The organism is Thermodesulfovibrio sp. TK110, assembly GCF_054658355.1.
Genome location: NZ_BAAHNB010000001.1, coordinates 358,772 through 376,624 on the forward strand (window position 1 = coordinate 358,772; position 17,853 = coordinate 376,624).

At 35.8% G+C, this 17,853-nt stretch carries 16 protein-coding genes, 1 tRNA gene and 1 riboswitch; of the genes, 1 reads left to right on the top strand and 16 read right to left on the bottom strand.

The window, feature by feature from the left end:
• From ACYQ3X_RS01945 to metE, 11 genes are all read right to left on the bottom strand, one after another.
• A complete protein-coding gene (locus ACYQ3X_RS01945) occupies positions 1-1,425 on the bottom strand; it encodes a methyl-accepting chemotaxis protein (protein ID WP_460180160.1) in 1,425 nt (474 codons plus the stop codon).
• 79 nt (positions 1,426-1,504) lie between these two features.
• Positions 1,505-3,265 (bottom strand): formate--tetrahydrofolate ligase, encoded by a 1,761-nt coding sequence (locus ACYQ3X_RS01950; protein WP_460180161.1) that lies wholly within the window; start codon positions 3,263-3,265, stop codon positions 1,505-1,507.
• A 25-nt stretch (positions 3,266-3,290) separates the two neighbouring features.
• Positions 3,291-3,473 (bottom strand): hypothetical protein, encoded by a 183-nt coding sequence (locus ACYQ3X_RS01955; RefSeq protein ID WP_460180162.1) that lies wholly within the window; start codon positions 3,471-3,473, stop codon positions 3,291-3,293.
• Positions 3,474-3,486: 13 nt separating this feature from the next.
• On the bottom strand, positions 3,487-3,831 hold the full coding sequence (locus ACYQ3X_RS01960; protein ID WP_460180163.1) for an Mth938-like domain-containing protein: 345 nt from the start codon (positions 3,829-3,831) through the stop codon (positions 3,487-3,489).
• A gap of 23 nt (positions 3,832-3,854) precedes the next feature.
• A tRNA-Sec gene (locus tag ACYQ3X_RS01965) sits at positions 3,855-3,952 on the bottom strand.
• Positions 3,953-4,000: 48 nt separating this feature from the next.
• Positions 4,001-4,609: a hypothetical protein gene (locus ACYQ3X_RS01970; protein ID WP_460180164.1), complete on the bottom strand. Its 609-nt coding sequence runs from the start codon at positions 4,607-4,609 to the stop codon at positions 4,001-4,003.
• A 2-nt stretch (positions 4,610-4,611) separates the two neighbouring features.
• Complete coding sequence (trpD, locus tag ACYQ3X_RS01975) at positions 4,612-5,622, bottom strand: anthranilate phosphoribosyltransferase (RefSeq protein ID WP_460180165.1); 1,011 nt, start codon at positions 5,620-5,622, stop codon at positions 4,612-4,614.
• Positions 5,619-6,182 (bottom strand): anthranilate synthase component II, encoded by a 564-nt coding sequence (locus tag ACYQ3X_RS01980; RefSeq protein ID WP_460180166.1) that lies wholly within the window; start codon positions 6,180-6,182, stop codon positions 5,619-5,621. Before ACYQ3X_RS01980 ends, trpD begins: the two co-directional genes overlap by 4 nt.
• Positions 6,183-6,191: 9 nt before the next feature.
• Positions 6,192-7,673 (bottom strand): anthranilate synthase component I, encoded by a 1,482-nt coding sequence (trpE, locus tag ACYQ3X_RS01985; protein ID WP_460180167.1) that lies wholly within the window; start codon positions 7,671-7,673, stop codon positions 6,192-6,194.
• A gap of 8 nt (positions 7,674-7,681) precedes the next feature.
• Positions 7,682-9,811, bottom strand: coding sequence for a ribonucleoside triphosphate reductase (locus tag ACYQ3X_RS01990; RefSeq protein ID WP_460180168.1), 2,130 nt, complete (start codon positions 9,809-9,811; stop codon positions 7,682-7,684).
• The gene (gene metE / locus ACYQ3X_RS01995) at positions 9,804-12,035 is read right to left on the bottom strand and encodes a 5-methyltetrahydropteroyltriglutamate--homocysteine S-methyltransferase (RefSeq protein WP_460180169.1); all 2,232 of its coding nucleotides are present in this window, start codon (positions 12,033-12,035) and stop codon (positions 9,804-9,806) included. The genes ACYQ3X_RS01990 and metE overlap by 8 nt, the downstream gene beginning before the upstream one ends.
• 30 nt (positions 12,036-12,065) lie before the next feature.
• A riboswitch (cobalamin riboswitch) is annotated at positions 12,066-12,272 on the bottom strand.
• A gap of 22 nt (positions 12,273-12,294) precedes the next feature.
• On the opposite strand from metE, the gene ACYQ3X_RS02000 reads away from it, so the two are divergent.
• The gene (locus ACYQ3X_RS02000) at positions 12,295-12,468 is read left to right on the top strand and encodes a TetR/AcrR family transcriptional regulator (protein WP_460180170.1); all 174 of its coding nucleotides are present in this window, start codon (positions 12,295-12,297) and stop codon (positions 12,466-12,468) included.
• Positions 12,469-12,705: 237 nt separating this feature from the next.
• Here the strand turns inward: ACYQ3X_RS02000 and ACYQ3X_RS02005 are convergent, their stop codons facing one another.
• The 5 genes from ACYQ3X_RS02005 to ACYQ3X_RS02025 all read right to left on the bottom strand — a co-directional run bounded on the left by ACYQ3X_RS02005 (position 12,706) and on the right by ACYQ3X_RS02025 (position 17,790).
• Positions 12,706-13,830: an ABC transporter permease gene (locus ACYQ3X_RS02005; RefSeq protein ID WP_460180171.1), complete on the bottom strand. Its 1,125-nt coding sequence runs from the start codon at positions 13,828-13,830 to the stop codon at positions 12,706-12,708.
• On the bottom strand, positions 13,827-14,960 hold the full coding sequence (locus ACYQ3X_RS02010; RefSeq protein WP_460180172.1) for an ABC transporter permease: 1,134 nt from the start codon (positions 14,958-14,960) through the stop codon (positions 13,827-13,829). The genes ACYQ3X_RS02005 and ACYQ3X_RS02010 overlap by 4 nt, the downstream gene beginning before the upstream one ends.
• A 104-nt stretch (positions 14,961-15,064) precedes the next feature.
• Complete coding sequence (locus ACYQ3X_RS02015; protein WP_460180173.1) at positions 15,065-16,786, bottom strand: ATP-binding cassette domain-containing protein; 1,722 nt, start codon at positions 16,784-16,786, stop codon at positions 15,065-15,067.
• Entirely contained in the window at positions 16,768-17,418 is a 651-nt protein-coding gene (locus ACYQ3X_RS02020) for an HlyD family secretion protein (RefSeq protein WP_460181679.1), read from the bottom strand. Before ACYQ3X_RS02020 ends, ACYQ3X_RS02015 begins: the two co-directional genes overlap by 19 nt.
• 18 nt (positions 17,419-17,436) lie before the next feature.
• Positions 17,437-17,790, bottom strand: a complete 354-nt coding sequence (locus ACYQ3X_RS02025) for a hypothetical protein (protein ID WP_460180174.1) — start codon at positions 17,788-17,790, stop codon at positions 17,437-17,439.
• Between the last annotated feature and the right edge of the window lie 63 nt (positions 17,791-17,853).

Here is a 17,853-nt window from a genome sequence, read left to right on the forward strand (position 1 = left end):
TTAAACTTTAAATTTTTCAGTTACATTAACAAATTCTTTTGAAGTATCTGATAGAGAATGAGATATATCTGTAAGCTCCTGAGTTATTTCATAAATATTTTCAGTCACTTCCTTTACTTTCTGAGCTGAATTTACCTGTTTATCTGTTATTTCTTTCTGTTTTAAAGTATATTCATTAATGTCATCTATAACCTCTCCTATTCTTTTTATGATTGAATCAATCTTTTCAAATATTTCTGTTGTTTGATTTACCATATCTGTTCCTATTTCAACATAGTTTGTTTCTTCTTCAAGATTTTTTGTAACAGCTGTTGCCTCCTCCTGAATTGCTGTAATAATATCTGCAATATTTTTTGATGATTTGGCTGTTTTCTCAGATAAACTTCTTATTTCTTCAGCAATAACCACAAATCCCTTACCCTCCTCACCTGCTCTTGCAGCTTCAATTGAAGCATTAAGGGCAAGAAGATTTGTTCTGTTTGCAATATCACTAATTATAGTTGAAATTGTTCCTATCTCCATTAATTTTTCTGAAAAAAGCTTCATTCTTCTGTTTATTCCTTGAACAGCTGTTCTGATTAATTGCATGCTATTAATTGTCTCTGTGACAACTTCATTACCCTTGACTATTGCATCAATGGCTTCTTTTGAAACATCTGTTGCTGTAGCGGTTTTATTTTTTGTCTGTAGAGCAATTTCTGAAGCGTCTTCAATAAGAGATACTATTTTATCAATCTCCTGTTTCTGTATTTCTGCACCTGCTTGTAATTTCTGAATTATCTCATTGAGCATGTTACTTTTCTGTCCTACATCTTCTGCTGTGTTTTTAACTTCTTTGACAAGTTCACTCAATCCATCTGTCATAAGATTAAAAGCATCAGCCAGAGAACCAAACACATCTGGAGTAACTTCTGCTTTCTGCGTGAGGTCTCCTTCAGCTGCCTGAGTCATTATCTGTAAGAATTTTATAATGTTGTTCTGCATCTCTTTTCTCTGTTCTTCTGTCTGAATAAGTGTAGAAAGTTTATCCATCATCTGATTAAAAACATCTGCAATTTTTTCAAATTCATCACCGGTTGTTAATCTTATTCTTTTTTCAAAATTTCCTTTTCTTATAGCTTCTACAGCTTCTTCAATTATTGAAAGTGGAAATATAATCTGTTTTCTAAACCATAAAACATTGGCTGTTGATATTCCTATCAATGCTAAGGCAAATATTCCAATAACAGGTAAAAATTTTAAGAGACTATTTATAATTCCCATTTTTTTCATAATAAATTCTTCGCCATAAATTTCGTATCCTGTAATAATAAGCCCAGCAACAAGAATAATGGTTGAAAAAACAATGGATAGATTAAATACAATAAGGAATTTTCTATAAAGACCTGCTGGCTTTTTAAGTTTTGATTTAGCTACCTGAGGCATATAATTTCCTCCTTTGTGAAAAATTAAGCTTATAAAGTATGTAAGAAAAATGCTTCAATTGTCAATATTTCATTATCACCTATACCCCAATTATTTTACCTGTTTTTAAGTCAATGTCTATTCTTCTGAAATTTGGATTTGAGGCAGTTCCTGGCATCAGATTTATATGCCCTGCTACAGGAACAATAAGTTTCGCACCTGTAAAAATTAAAACATCTCTTACAAATAACTGCCACCCTCTTGGAACACCTCTTAATTCTGGATTGTCTGAAAGGCTCAGATGAGTTTTTGCCATACATATGGAAAACTGGGAGAATTCAGGATTTGAGTTGATACTTTTAAGCTTCTCTAAAGCCTCGGCTGAAAACTCAATAGAATCTGTTCCATATATCTCTCTTGCAATTAATTCTATTCTTGAAATATGAGGAAGCTTACTATCATAAAGAAATTTAAACTGTGATTTATTACTGCATGCATCAATAACCATATCAACAAGCTCCAGAGCTCCAGCACCTCCTTTTTCATAGTGCTCTGAAATTGCTACTGGAATTCCTATTTCTTTACAGGCTTTTTTAACAAATTCCAGCTCGTCACTGTCATCTACGTAGAATTTATTTATACAAACAACAGGATTCACCCCAGCTTTTTTAACAATATTGATATGATGAAACAGATTTTCAAGCCCTTTTTCAAGCCATTTAAGATTTTTTTCAAAATACTTCTCTGGTAGAGGATTTCCTGAAATAATCTTTGGAGCATCTCTATCTGCTCCATGATATTTTAATGCCCTTAAAGTAGCTACAATAACTGCTGCATCAGGTTTTAATCCTGATATTCTGCATTTTATGTTCCAGAATTTTTCAAAGCCAATATCTGCACCAAATCCACTTTCTGTAATATGATATTCACTGAGTTTGACTCCTATCCAGTCAGCAATAATTGAAGATTGTCCTATTGCTATGTTAGCAAAAGGTGCAGCATGAACAAACACTGGCTGTCCTTCAATAGTCTGAATTAAATTGGGATTTATTGCAGGAAGCATAAAAGCTGTCATAGCTCCAGCAACTTCAAGATCTTCAGTTGTTATTGGATTCCCTGATTTTGAATAGGCTACCACAATTCTGCCAATTCGTTCTCTTAAATCTTTTAAATCTTTCACCAGTGATAGAATAGCCATCAATTCTGAAGAAGTAGCTATATCAAACCTTGATTCCATAGGTATTCCGTCTTTTTTGCCGCCGATTCCAATTACAATTTTTCTTAATGCTTGAGCACAGAAGTCAATAACCCATCCAATCTGCACTCTTTTCGGATCAATATCAAGCCTTTTTAAGCCTTTTTTATTAAGGATCTCATCTGAATAGTTGGCTTCATGAAGCATTCTTGCAGTCAAAGCTACCATTGCAAGATTATGGGCATTCATAACAGCATTTATATCTCCTGTGAAGCCCAGGGAAAATTCTGTTCTCGGAATACACTGGGAAAGTCCTCCACCTGCAGCACTTCCCTTTATGTTCATTAATGGACCTGCTGAGGGCTGCCTTATAGCACAGCTCACTTTTTTGCCTCTTTTTCCGAATCCCTGTGTTAATCCAATAGTTGTTGTTGATTTTCCTTCTCCAAACGGCGTAGGAGTGATTGCTGTTACAACAATGTATTTACCATCTGGATTATTTTTGATTTTTGAATAAAGTCTTTGATAATCAATTTTTGCCATGTAATAGCCATAGGGAATTAATTCATCCCTTTCAATACCAACTTCCTCGGCAAGCTCAAATATTGTTTTCATTTGCTTTTCAGCTTGCTGCGCAATTAACCAGTCTTCAATCTTAGCAGGCATAAACTATCCTGAATTATTTTTTGTTTTATTCTGATGGATTATCTATATCTGCGAGATAATCTTTAAGTTTTTCAATTAATGAATCTGGTAAAATCTCATCATAAAGCAAAGCATTCATCTCTTCAATAGTCAGTTTCTCTTTGATATCTCTTGGAAGCATCCTCACAATAGCAACTCTTTCAGTTAAAGGCTGTTTTTTTTCATCCATTTTTTTCTCCTTTCTAACAGGTTAAGTGAAAGGCACCTGCTACAGCTTTTCCTTCAGCTAAAAGTTGATTAAATACTGCTACAGCTTTTTCTGTTCCATAAACAAAAGTTTCAATTCCCCTTTTTTTAAGCTCTTCTATTAAGCTCTGGGGTACCTGCATTCTTTCATAAGCTCCTGTTCCAACAACAAGAATTTTAACATCTTTTTTAAATACTTCTGCGAGGTCTTCCATACAAAGGGAATGCCCCTGTTTTCTCCACCATGATGGGAAAACAGAATCAGGAAAAACAATAAGATCCTGCGCGTATTCGTTTCCGTTAATCACGATTTTTCCAAAAGAATAATGTGTTATTTTCATTTCCGTCACCTCTCTAAATAAGCTGGCGGGAGTGTGTGGGAATCGAACCCACCCTGCCTGCTCCTTGCAGGCAACACTGGATTTGAAGTCCAGGAGGGACACCAGAACCCCATACACTCCCATTTATAGAATTTTACAGGATTTAAAGAAATTTTTCAAAACCTATTTATTAAGATAAAAACTTGTCCCTTAAGTACCTGAGAATATCATCATATGCAGAGGGAACAACAAGAAAAATTTCTATGTCTTTTGGAAGGGAGAGCTTAACTCTATCCTGATCTCTTAATATCAAAACTGCTGATTCTCCTTCCTGAAGTTTATCTGAAATTTTATTGCCCATTTCTTTTATTCGCCTCTCTGTGATTTGACTGAAATAGTCAAAAACTTTGTGCATCACAGCATTGGTTTTAACAACTCTCAGACAGTTTCCCCAATCAATAAATTCTCCAAATATTTCAGGATCTTCAATGCCTATGACAGTAGCTCCTTCAGAAACTTTTTTCTCTATAAAAGGATAAAGATAAGGATTTGTCTCTCTTATGACATCAACTGCTTCCTGGCCTTCAATGAATATTGTTTCTACAAATATTTTTGTAACAAAACCTAATTTTTCAAGCTTTTCAATATGAGAACTCGCTTCCTGCCAGTATCTCTCAATTAAATCTTTAAGTTTTTCATCTTCCTCATCAACAACAAAAATATTGGGAACGCAAAAAAGTCTTTTTTTGCCTTTAAATTCATCTATGCTGAGTCTCTGTATTTTACCTAATTCAGCCATATTTAATTTAAGTTAGAAAATTTTTTAAATTCTTCAAACTTCCTGTAAGCCCTGCCACTATAAATTGATTCTCTGGCTGTCTCAATTCCCTCTTTAAAATCTGATGCCAGTCCTGCAACCTGAAGTGCTCCAGAAGCATTCATTAAAACCATATCCAGACATGGAGATTTTTCACCTTTAAGAATACTCAAAAATATTTCTGCACTTTGTTTTTTATTGCCACTTTTAATATCCTGAAGGGATGCTCTTTTTAAGCCTATATCTTCAGGAGAGATTATGGCTGATTTTACCTCTCTGTTTTTAGCTCTTATAATGTACGTCTTCCCTGTAACTGTTATTTCATCAAGCCCATCCTCGCTGTGAACAATCATTACATCCTCAGAGCCAAGTTTTTGTAAAACTTTTGCAATTGTATCCATGTATTGCCTTGAAAAAACGCCTAAGAGCTGACGCTTAACCTGCGCAGGATTAAGCATTGGACCAAGAATATTAAACATCGTCCTTATTTTAAGCTCTCTTCTTACTGGAGCAACTCTCTTCATTGCAGGATGATAAAGAGGTGCAAAAAGAACTGTGATTCCACACTCAAAAAGGCATTTCTCCGCAGTTTCTGGATTCATATTTACATTTATACCAAGCTCCTCAAGAACATCAATGCATCCACATTGACTTGAAGCAGAGCGATTGCCGTGTTTTGCAACAGGCACACCTGCTCCTGCCACAACAAAGCTTGTTACAGTGGAAACATTAAAAGTTCCTGAAAGGTCTCCACCTGTTCCAACAATATCAATAGCATTCTCAGGAGCTTTAATTTTTATTGCATATTCTCTAAAAAGCTTTACTGCTTCAAGAATTTCTTCTTCTGTCTCACCTTTCATAGAAAGCCCCATAAGAAAAGCTGCAATCTGAGCTTCTGATGCTTTACCTTCAATAATTTCAATAAAGCTTTCTCTTAAAAGCTCAGGCTCCAGATTTTCTTTTTTGTTTAATTTAACTATTGCATCAGTTATCATAGTTTTAAAAAATTCTTTAATAAATCCTTGCCAACTTTTGTCAGAATACTTTCAGGATGAAACTGAACACCCTCAACTATGTATTCTTTATGCCTTATACCCATAATTATACCATTTGAAGTCCATGCTGTGACAGTCAAACACTCTGGTAAACTCTCTTTATCAACAACAAGAGAGTGATATCTTGTTGCCTCAAAAGGATTTGGAAGACCTTTAAAAATCGTTTTACCATCATGATAAATAAGAGAGGTCTTACCATGCATTATCTCTGGAGAAAGAACTATTTTTGCACCAAAGGCTGCACCAATTGCTTGATGACCAAGACATACTCCAAGAATTGGTATTTTACCTGCAAAATGCTTTATTACATCACAAGAAACTCCAGCTTCTTTTGGAGTACAGGGACCTGGCGAGATTATTATTCTTTCCGGATTAAGCTCTTCAATTTCCTCTATAGTAATCTGATCATTTCTGTAGACAGCGATATCTGGATTAATCTCTCCAATATATTGATAAAGATTGTATGTAAATGAGTCATAGTTGTCAATTAAAAGAATCATTTCTGCTCCTTACGCTCTAAAAAAACTCACTGCTTTAAGCATGGCAGTTGCCTTATTAACTGTTTCAGTATATTCTTTTTCAGGAACTGAATCTGCCACAATACCAGCACCTGCCTGAACATATACTTTTTTGTCCTTTATAACAAGCATTCTTATGCCTATACACATATCCATATTTCCACTGAAACCAAAATAGCCAACTGCTCCAGCATAGGGACCTCTTTGGGTTGGTTCAAGCTCTTCAATGATCTGCATTGCTCTTACCTTTGGTGCTCCTGTTACAGTTCCTGCAGGAAAACAGGACATAAAAACATCAAAAATATCAAGCCCTTGCCTGAGCCTGCCTTCAACATTGCTTACAATATGCATAACATGACTGTATCTTTCAATTGTCATAAGCTCTGTAACCATAACACTGCCTATTTCTGCAACCCTGCCAACATCATTTCTTCCAAGATCAACAAGCATAATATGTTCAGCCTTTTCTTTTTCATCACTGAGAAGTTCTCTTTCAAGGAAGAGATCTTCCTCTTCAGTTCTTCCTCTTGGACGGGTTCCTGCAATGGGTCTTAAAGTGATTTTTTCATCTTCCACTCTTACAAGGATTTCAGGAGATGAACCAACAAGATATCCTTCTTCTGTATCAATATAAAACATGTATGGTGAAGGATTTATTACCCTTAAAGCCCTATAAATATCAAAAGGATGAACTTCTAAGGTAGTTTCAAATCTTTGAGAGATAACAACCTGAACAACATCACCTGAAAGAACATAATCTCTTGCTTTTTTTACAGCATTGATAAAATCTTCTTTTTTAAAGTTTGAGGTAAATCCAAGCAATGGTTCTTTAAACTTGTTTTCTGAAAACTCTCTTAAATAGGATCTGAATCTTTCATCCTTAAGGTTTTTCAATTCTTTGATTATTGTCTCTATTTTATCCTGAGCTAATGCGTAAGTCTCTGAAGCATCTTCAGAACTAAGAAAAGCATTGTAGATAATTTTTATTGACTGTTTGAGATTATCAAAAATTAAAAGGGTTTCTGGAATCATAAGAAATATATCAGGCATATTCAGATCTGGGTTACCGAGGTCAGGAACTTTTTCAAAAAGTTTTACAGTATCATAGGAGATGTAGCCTACCATACCTCCGAAAAATCTTGGGAGTGAGGGGTCTATATATGCTTTGAATTTTTTGAAAAAATCTTTTAAAAAATCAAAGGGATTTACATTATCAAGCCGGATTTGATTTAAACCTTTCAGGCTTATATTTCTTTTCTTTGATTTTATAATAAACGCAGGATCGAATCCAATAAAAGAATACCTTCCCCATTTTTCACCTCCCACAACGCTTTCAAGAAGGAAAGAAGGCTTTTTATTAAGTTTTAAAAAAGCTCCTACAGCAGTATCAAGATCAGCAATTATTTCCCTGTAAAGAGGAATAACATTGTAATGTCTGGCTAAAGATAGAAATTCATCACGTTTCAGATTCATAAAATAGTTTAAATAATCAGCTTTAAAAAAGGCAAACCGAGACGGGTCCCTAAAAACTCGGTAGAATTTTGTATATATTTTCTCTCTTTAAATTCCTCTTTCTTTCCCTCATTCCAGTTATCTACAGGTCTTAGGTAACCAACCACACGGGAATAAACTTCTGTAGTTCTTCCACATTTTGGACAATGGGAATGTTCTCCCTCAATATATCCACATGCAGGACAAACACTAAATGTTGGTGTAATGCTTATGTATGGAAGTTTATATCTTGTAAAAACTGCTTTTATAAAGTCTTTAAGCCTCTCTGGTTCAGGACTTTCTCCTAAAAATACATGAACAACTGTTCCACCAGTGTATTTACTCTGAAGTTCATCTTGATGGTCAAGTAAATAAGTAATTGATTCTGTAAAATTCACAGGTAACCATGTTGAGTTTGTATAGTAGGGATGGTCTTTACCCTGTGTAAAAATATCTGGATATTTTTGCTTGTCAATCTTTGCAAGTCTATAACTTGTTCCTTCTGCAGGAGTTGCCTCAAGATTGTATAAGTTGCCTGTTTCTTCTTGATACTCTATGAGTTTCTCTCTTATAAAATCCAATACTTTTAATGCAAAGGCTTTACCTTCATTTGTCCATATTCCTTTTGTGTTAAGCCATTTTGCATTAGCAATGGCTTCATTCATACCAATTACTCCTATTGTTGAGAAGTGATTACTCCAGTATGCACCTGTGCGTTCCTTTACTGAATTGAGATAATGCTTTGAATATGGATAAAGCCCTGCATCTGTAAATCTTTCAAGCACCTTACGCTTAATCTCAAGGGAAGTTTTTGCTATATCCATAAGTTTTGTTAAACGCTCAAAAAACTCTTCTTCTGATTTGCTTAAATATCCAATTCTTGGTAAATTCAATGTAACAACACCCGTAGAGCCAGTTAAAGGGTTTGAACCAAAAAGTCCACCACCACGATGTTTAAGCTCTTTTGTTTCAAGCCTGAGCCGGCAACACATACTCCTTGCATCTTCTGGTTTCATGTCAGAGTTTACATAGTTTGCAAAGTAGGGGATTCCGTATTTTGCTGTTGCCTGCATGATTAAGCGGGTAACAGGGCTATCCCAGTCAAAATCCTTTGTTATGTTGATTGTAGGAATAGGAAATGTGAAAACTCTTCCCTTTGCATCTCCTTCTATGAGAACCTCAAAAAGTGCCTGATTAAACATATCCATCTCTTTCTGAAATTCTCCATAAGTGGATTCTTGAGGAATGCCACCAATAATAACAGCCTGTGATGCAAGATGTTCGGGCACTTTCAAATCAAGGGTGATGTTAGTAAAAGGACTTTGAAATCCCACCCTTGTAGGAATGTTAAGGTTAAAAACCCATTCCTGCAAAGCCTGTTTTACCTGTTTGTAGTTTAGTTCATCATATGCAATGAATGGTGCAAGAAAGGTATCCACATTGCTGAATGCCTGTGCACCAGCAGCTTCTCCCTGAAGAGTAAAAAGAAAGTTCACTACCTGTCCGAGTGCACTTCTAAAATGTTTTGCAGGCAGGGATTCTACTTTTCCTGCCACACCACCAAATCCCCTAATTAACAAATCCATTAAATCCCAGCCCACACAATATGGTGCAAGCACATTTAGGTCATGAATATGTAGCTCTCCATCTATGTGAGCTTGTCTTACCTCAGGTGGATATATTTTATGAAGCCAGTAACTTTTGCTTATCTCACCTGATATGTAGTTGTTTAGTCCCTGAAGGCTAAAGCTCATATTTGAGTTTTCTTTTATCCGCCAGTCAACCTTACTTAAATAATTATCAATTAACTCAAGCCCACCCTGACGGGCAATCTCACGCATACGGGCATGTTGGTCACGATAAATAATATAGGCTTTTGCAGTTTTACGATAAGGACTGCTTAGGAGTATCTCTTCAACAATGTCTTGAATCTCTTCAACATGGGGGTCACGGTCACGAATCAGTTCCTCAGCTAAAAGCAAAACCTTAATTGTAAGTCTTCTGGCTGTATCATAGTCAAACTCTCCTGTTGCTTTACCTGCCTTTGATATAGCTATTGTGATTTTTTCAGGGTCAAAAGGAACCTGACGACCATCACGCTTTATAATGTTTTTAAACATCTTTTACCTCCTTACGCATTATCTCTGCAACTTTAACCATGTTTTTAAGGGAAGGAATGGTTTCTTGCCATCCTCTTGTTTTAAGTCCGCAATCAGGATTTATCCAGAAAAGTCTTTTATCAATAAGCTTTATTGAGCGTTTTACTATTTCAAGCATCTCTTCCACATCTGGCACTCTTGGAGAGTGAATATCATATACTCCGATTCCAATGCCTCTGTCATATTTAAAGTTTTCAAAGGCTTTAAGAATCTCTCCTTTGCTTCTTGATGCCTCAATTGATATCACGTCAGCATCCATTGCATAGATTTTTTCAATTATGTCATTGAAATCAGAGTAGCACATATGGGTATGAATCTGGGTTTCAGGTTTTACTGAGGAGGTAATAATTCTGAAGCTTTTTATAGCCCAGTCAAAGTATTCATCAACTTTTGCTCTTTTAAGAGGCATTCCTTCTCTGAAAGCAGGCTCATCAATCTGAATGATTTTTATTCCAGCTTTCTCAAGCTCCATTACTTCTTCTTTTAGAGCAAGAGCAATTTGATAGGCAATTTCTTTTTTTGAAATATCCTTTCTTGGATATGACCACTGAAGTATTGTGACAGCTCCTGTAAGAATTCCTTTTACTGGTTTTTTAGTGAGAGACTGAGCATAGAGGGTTTCTTTCAAAATTAAAGGTTTGTCTCTCCATACATCGCCATAAATTATCGGTGGTCTTACACATCTTGAGCCATATGACTGAACCCATCCATTTTTTGTTATTGCAACTCCCTGAAGACGCTCTGCAAAAAACTCAACCATGTCAGTTCTTTCAAACTCTCCATGCACTAAAACATCAAGCCCTAAATGCTCTTGAATTTCAATTGCTTTTTTAATTTCATTATTTATAAATGATTCATACTCCTTAAGAGAGATTCTGCCTGCCTTATAGTCTGCCCTTACTTTCCTTAGCTCAGGAGTCTGGGGAAAGCTTCCTATTGTGGTGGTTGGAAAAAGAGGAAGTTTGAGAATTTGCATCTGTTTTTCATATCTCTCTTGAAAAGAGGATTTTCTTTCAAGAGCATTTTCATCAATCTGAGAGATTTTCTTCTTGATTTCAGGATTAACAAATTTCATGGATAAATTCTGCTCTGGAGGCTCTTTACCTTCATTTATTACTGTTTTAAGCAGTGTAAGCTCTTCAAGCCTTTCATTGGCAAAGCTTAACAGATGCAAAATTTCCTCAGGTAGGGTTTCATTTTTCACACTCACTGGAAGATGCATAAGAGGACAGGAGTTTGAAAGAATTATGTTTTCCGTAAACTTTGTAAGAGTCTCAATAAGTTTCAATGTTTCAGTAAAATTTGTCTTCCAGGGGTCTCTTCCTGAGACAACTCCTGCAATTAATAGTTTATCCTTTGGAAAGCCGAATTTTGAGAGACTCTCAAGATTATCTCTCCCATCAACAAAATCAAATCCAATACCATGAACTGGCATTTCGTAAACTACTTTCTCATACTGTGAGAGGCTTTCATAGTAAGTTTGAACATAAACTTTTATCTTACTCAGTGCAGAAGTGATTTTTCTGTAACAATCTATAATTACATGAACAGTATCATTATCTAAATCAATAACCATTGCAGGTTCATCAATCTGAACCTCTTCAATTCCTGATTCTTCAAGCTCTTTAAGAAGCTTTATGTAAACATTAGCTATCCTGTGAAGGAAATAAGCATGGTCTTTTAGTTTAGCACAGTAAAGATAGGTAAAAGGACCTGTGATAACAGGTTTTGTTTTAAGATTAAGAGAGTTTTTTAAAAGTTTATATTCTTTTAAAGGTTTATTTTCAATGAGTTCAAACTCTGTATCATTTTCAATTTCAGGAACAATGTAGTGATAGTTTGTGTTAAACCACTTTGTCATCTCTGAAGCAGGAGCATCTGCAGAGCCTCTTGCTATTGCAAAGTATCTTTCCAGTGGATCAGAGATATTTTTAAATCTCTCTGGAATGACATTAAACATTACTGAGAGGTCAAGGATAAAGTCATAAAGGGAAAACTCATTGGATGGAATAATGTCAATTCCGTGTAGAGTAATGGTTTTTGCATTGTTGATAATTAATTTTTCAGCTTCTTCAATAAGCTCCTTTTGAGAGATTTTTCCACTCCAGTAGGATTCAAGGGCTTTTTTAAGCTCTCTTTGGGGACCAATCTTAGGATAGCCAAAGACAGTTGTTTTAACGGTCATTTAATTCCTCCCACGAGGTATTCTGAAAGCCAAAGGCTTTCAGGCTGGATAGGTCTTCCGGCTTTGGGCTCAATCTCCTACTTACCCGCCTTCCCGGAGACTTCTCTCCAGTGGCTTAAGACAGCAGTGCTGCCTTCCTGGGCTTTCGTTCCCAACACGGCTGCGGGGCAGCGGGGGATTCTCACCCCTCTTCCCTTACATCCAGCAATTTTGAAGATACATTAAGTAGAATTTTTTTGTCAAATTAGCCAAGGTTCACATGAACAGGCGTTCAGGATATGAGTCAAGGAAGAGAATAGTAGATGCTGCTGTGAAGCTATTTTCCCAGAGTGGCTTCAGTGGCACGACAATGAGAATGATTGCAAAAGAAGCAGGAATAAGCGTAGGAGGACTTTATCTTTATTTCAAAAACAAGGAAGAACTATCACTTTGAAACTTGTCAAGAAAATTGTGTCTGTTTGTAAAATTTTGCATTAAACCTTACATTGTTTGTATCTTCATCTTTTATGCTGGTATGATAGGCGTCTATAAAAAGGGCAAATAGCTCTGAGGGTATCTCTTTTGTCTTGAATTCCTTCGCTTTATTGTATAAATCTTCTTTTATCTCCTCTAGTCTGTTTTATTCTTTCTTATACCAATTATTTTAAACTAGAAGAAGATTTAGAAATTCCTACTTTGCAAAAGTTTTTCTAAAACGGTAGACTGAAAAGCTAAACAGTATGCTGCCAAGAACAATTATTCTAAGAATATCATGCCAGACATAGTTTATTCCATTACCTTTAAAAAGAACACTGTAACCAAAGTCAATAAAATACCGCATTGGAGAGATAAGGCTTAAATATCGCATCAAAGGCTGCATAGACTCAGGTGGTGTCCATGCACCTGAGAGCATGAGCATTGGTGTAAGAATTACGAGCATGAGCATCATTGATTGGGCAAGATTTCTTGCCACAGTAGCAATTGCTATTCCAAGAGAAGACATGGTAAAAACATAAAAAAGCATAACAGGATAAAAAAGCAGCAGGCTTCCCCTTATTGGAACTTTAAATACCCCTTTAATTATCAAAAATATGCTTAAAAGGGAAAGAATTCCTACTGCAAAAATTGTTGGAATTATTTTAGCAACAAATATCTCCCATGTTCTGACAGGTGTAACAAGAAGTTGTTCAACTGTGCCATATTCCTTTTCTCTTACAAGTGCTGCGGCAGTTACAAGAAGAGAAACCATTGTTGTTACATTGAAAAGCTCAAGCAAACTCATAAACCATGATGTAAGTATGTTTGGATTGAATTGAACCCTTACTCTTTCATCAATGATCGGAATTTCATTGAAAAATCTGCTCGTTATACCCATCTTTCTTTCAAAAAGTTCTATTGCATAGTTGTATGTTATGGATGATACATAGGCAACAGCCATTGTTGCAGACATAGACATTGTTCCATCAATTATCACCTGTATTTTTGCTCCTGAACTGTCAAGTTTTCTTTTGAAATCTGGAGGAATAACAATAGCCATTGATGCTTTACCATTGTCAAGCCATTCTACCACTTCCCTGTCATTATCAACAAAAGCAAGGATTTTAAAGTAAGGCTTCTGAAATCTGCTGGCAATTTCTCTGCTTTCAGGACTATGGCTCATATCGTATATAATTGTTGGGAAGTTTCTTACTTCCATAGAAACTCCATGACCTGCAGTATAAATCATTCCAGTAAATCCCCAGAAAAGAATGAAAATTAAAACTTTATCCCGCATGAGCTGAGTCATTTCTTTTTTTATGAGCGACAGTAGCCTCATCTTATTCTTTTCCTGAAAAATAGAATTGAAAGCGAATATACAATCAAGACATAAAGTAAAAGAGATAGAATATTAGGCAGATAATAACCGAGCCCAAGTCCCTTAAGATAAACCCCTCTTACAACACCTATAAAATATGTTGCAGTAATAAATTTGCTCATTATCTGTCCTGTAATCTCCATACTTGTTACAGGTGAGAAAAACCCTGAATACATAAAAGATGGAGTAATAGTCCCTAAAAATGCCATAAGCATTGCTGTTATCTGAGTTTTTGCTATCATTGATATAAGTATTCCTATTCCAATTGTGCATGTTAGATAAATTAGGGTAGCAATTGTTAGCACGAAAAAGTTGCCGATAAACTTTGTTTTAAAAAAAACAACTGTGATGATAAAAAGAATTATGTAGGTGGTAAAAGATATGGTTATGTAAGGAATTGCCTTACCTAAAACAACCTCCCAAGCTTTAACAGGTGAACAGTAAAGATTAAATATGCTTCCAGATTCTTTTTCCCTTACAACAACCAGAGATGCAATCAAAACAGGATAAAACATTAAAGTTATAACAAGCATCCCGGGAAGTACAAAGTTTTTGCTCTCAAGTGCAGGGTTATACCAGGCTCTCATTTCAGTTTCTACTGGAAAACTTATGTGTCTACCCTGCATTGAGACGAAATCTTCAAGAAGTTTTTGATTGAACTGATTATTGATTGCAGAGACATATCCCTTTGTTATCTCTGCACGGGATGGGAAAGAGCCATCAATGAGAAACTGAACCTGAGTTTTCTGCCCGCTGTAAAGTTTTTTTGAAAAATCAGGAGGGATTACAACAATCACTCTACATTTCCCTGATTGAATCAACTTATATGCTTCATCGTAGTTATTTATCATTAAATAAAATTTGAAATACTCAGAGTTTGTGAATGAGTGTCTGTAATCCCTGCTTAAAGCTGAACGGTCAAAATCAAGAAAAGCCACAGGAATATTTTTCACATCAAGTATTAATCCATAACCCATAAGTATCAGTATAATTACAGGAACAATAAGAGTAAGGCTAAGATAAAGAGGGTCTCTCAGCAGTTCCCTGAATTCTTTTTTAAGTATTGCAAAAAGTCTTTTATGTATTTTCATAAGCTTTAAGAATGATACCGGTCTGCGTGCAAATTGTAAATCTCAATCCTCCTTTTCATATTTATTCTAACAGATTTACATCCACAGTACTGTTATAGAAAATTCTAAATTTTCACTTCATTGAGAAACTTTTCACTTTCTCTTATATAGTCAATAAATGCTTCCTGAAGGGGGATAGGTGCCTGTGTGAGTTCAAACTGTTTGATTTCTGCATTCCTTAATATTTCGCTTAATACTTGCTTTGTCTTTTCTGGCTCAAAGCTTCTTATAAATATTTTGCTTCCGTAAATTGATATGTCTTTGAAGTTTTTTATAACCAAATCATAAGCTTTTGTAAGTTTCTCTGTTTTCACCTGAATAAGACTTCCTGAAAGCTTTTCAGAGTTTTTCTTGATTTCTTCAGGGCTTCCCAACCCAATAACCCTTCCATGATGCATAAGACAGAGTCTATCACAGTTTTCAGCTTCATCCATGTAATGGGTTGATACAATTACTGTTACATTTTTATTCCTTGATAGCTCAAAAATGATCGCCCAGAAACTTCTTCTTGCGACAGGATCAACGCCACTTGTTGGCTCATCAAGGAATAAAATAGGTGGTTCATGAACCAGTGCGCAGGCAAGAGCTACTCTCTGTTTTATTCCAAGAGGAAGGTCTTTTGTGATTCTTTCCTCAAGTCCTTCAAGTCCAAGCAGTTTGATTATTCCTTTGAAATCACTGTTTTTTATATTGTAGAGTCCAGCATAAAGCTTCATGTTTTCCATCACTGTTAGGTCTCTGTAAAGGGAAAATCTCTGTGACATGTAGCCAATTGTTGACCATATTTTTTTCTTTTCTCTTTGCACATCAAAGCCATTTATGTTGATGCTTCCATCTGATAGTTCAATAAGTCCGCACATCATTTTTATGAGAGTTGTTTTGCCTGCTCCATTCGGACCAAGAAGTCCTAAAATCTCTCCTTTTTTTACATCAAGCGTAACAGAGTCAACAGCTTTAAATTTTCCAAAAAGTTTTGTCACTGATTTGCATGAGATAACAGGAGATTCCTCGCCCGTGGTTCGGAATGAAGGCTTAAAACTCTTAATAATCTCAACTTTATCATCAGCCATTTTTTCTATAAAAACTCGCTCTAAATTGCCAAATTCATCAGGGCTTCCCTGAAGAAGAATTCTTCCTTCATGCATGAGTGCAACCCTATGGCATCTTTCTGCTTCATCCATATAGGATGTGCTAAGCAAAACAGTCACACCCCTTTGTGTTACAACTCCGTGAATGATGTTCCAGAAATCCTGCCTTGAAAGAGGATCTACTCCTGTTGTGGGTTCATCAAGAAGAATAATATCTGGAAGATGTAGCAGTGTGCAAACAAGAGCAAGCTTCTGCCTCATGCCTCCTGAAAGAGCTCTTGCCTGCCTCTGAAGAAATGGTGTGAGCCTTGTTATATCAAGGAGTGTTTTTTTATTTTTTTTAAATACTTCATCGGGAATAAGCCTTAGTCCTTTGAAAAATTCAATATTTTCCTCAATTGACAGAGAATCATAAAGATTAAGTCCAAGACCCTGAGGCATATAGCCGATTATTGATTTAACAGCCTCTGGATTTTTTGTAACATCAATGTTATTTATGAAAGCTTTCCCTGAGCTTGCTTTAAGCACTCCTGCAAGAATCTGTATTATTGATGTTTTTCCAGCACCATCAGGACCAATAAGACCAAATACTTCTCCTTTGTTTACAGAGAAGGAGACATTGTCAACTGCTTTGATTTTTTTATAGCTTTTACAGAGATTTTCAACTTTTATTACTGTGTTTATCTTGGCTTTATCCAAGGTACATCATCTTTCCATTTTATTACAACATCAGCAGGCATTCCAGGTTTTAGGAGTCCCTCTGGATTATCCACAGATACTTCCACGCCGAATACAAGTTTAACGCGCTCTTGTTTTGTTTCCACATTTTTGGGAGTAAACTCAGCTTGCTCATAAATCTTTGTAATCCTTCCATTGAAAAATCTATCAGGATAGGCATCAATATAAACTCTTGCTGGCATTCCAAGCTTTAGCTTGCCAATATCAGGCTCAGGCACATAAACTTTTACATAAAGCCTGTTTAAGTCAACGATAACATACAAAACAGTTCCAGGATTTACAACCTCTCCAGCTTCAACAGGCCTGCTGAGAATAACTCCATCAATGGGTGAATAAATCTTTGTTTCATTTAGATCAGCCTGTGTCTCCTTAAGCCTTTGCTGTGATGCTCTGAAGTTTGCTTCAGCCTGAGCTATAGCCTTGGAAGCAGCTTCAACTTCAGCCTGTGCTGATTCATACTGCATCTTAATTCTATCAAAATCACTCTTTGAGACAAGTTCTTCTTTAAGAAGGCTTGTGTATCGCTCATAATCTTTTCTGGCTTTATCATATGTAGCTCTGGCTTTCATTAGATTTGCCATAGCCTGAGCAATTGCAGCAGAATGTAGCCTTCATGGTAGGTTTAGCATTTGCAGTTTCATTAGATTTGCCATAGCCTGAGCAATTGCAGAGTAGGAAGCTTCTCGAGTTTCAACTGCAGCTTTGTATCTTGCAGAGAGTTGTTCTGAATCAATCTCGCATAGAAGCTCTCCCTGCCTTACACTATCTCCTTCATCTTTATAAAGTTTGATAATCCTGCCCTGAATTTTTGGAGATACATTTGTTTCTCTCCCTTCAATTCTTCCACTTAGAATAATAAGTCCCTGAGGAGTTTTTTCGGAGCCTTTTATTATCAGAAATGATAAAGCAAACAAAAGAATCAGAATAATTGTAACTATTATCAGCTTTTTAAAATTGATTTTCACTGCATCTATTATAGACTTTATTTTTCAATGATTTCAATAAACCAGAAATTGCGGTAGAAATTA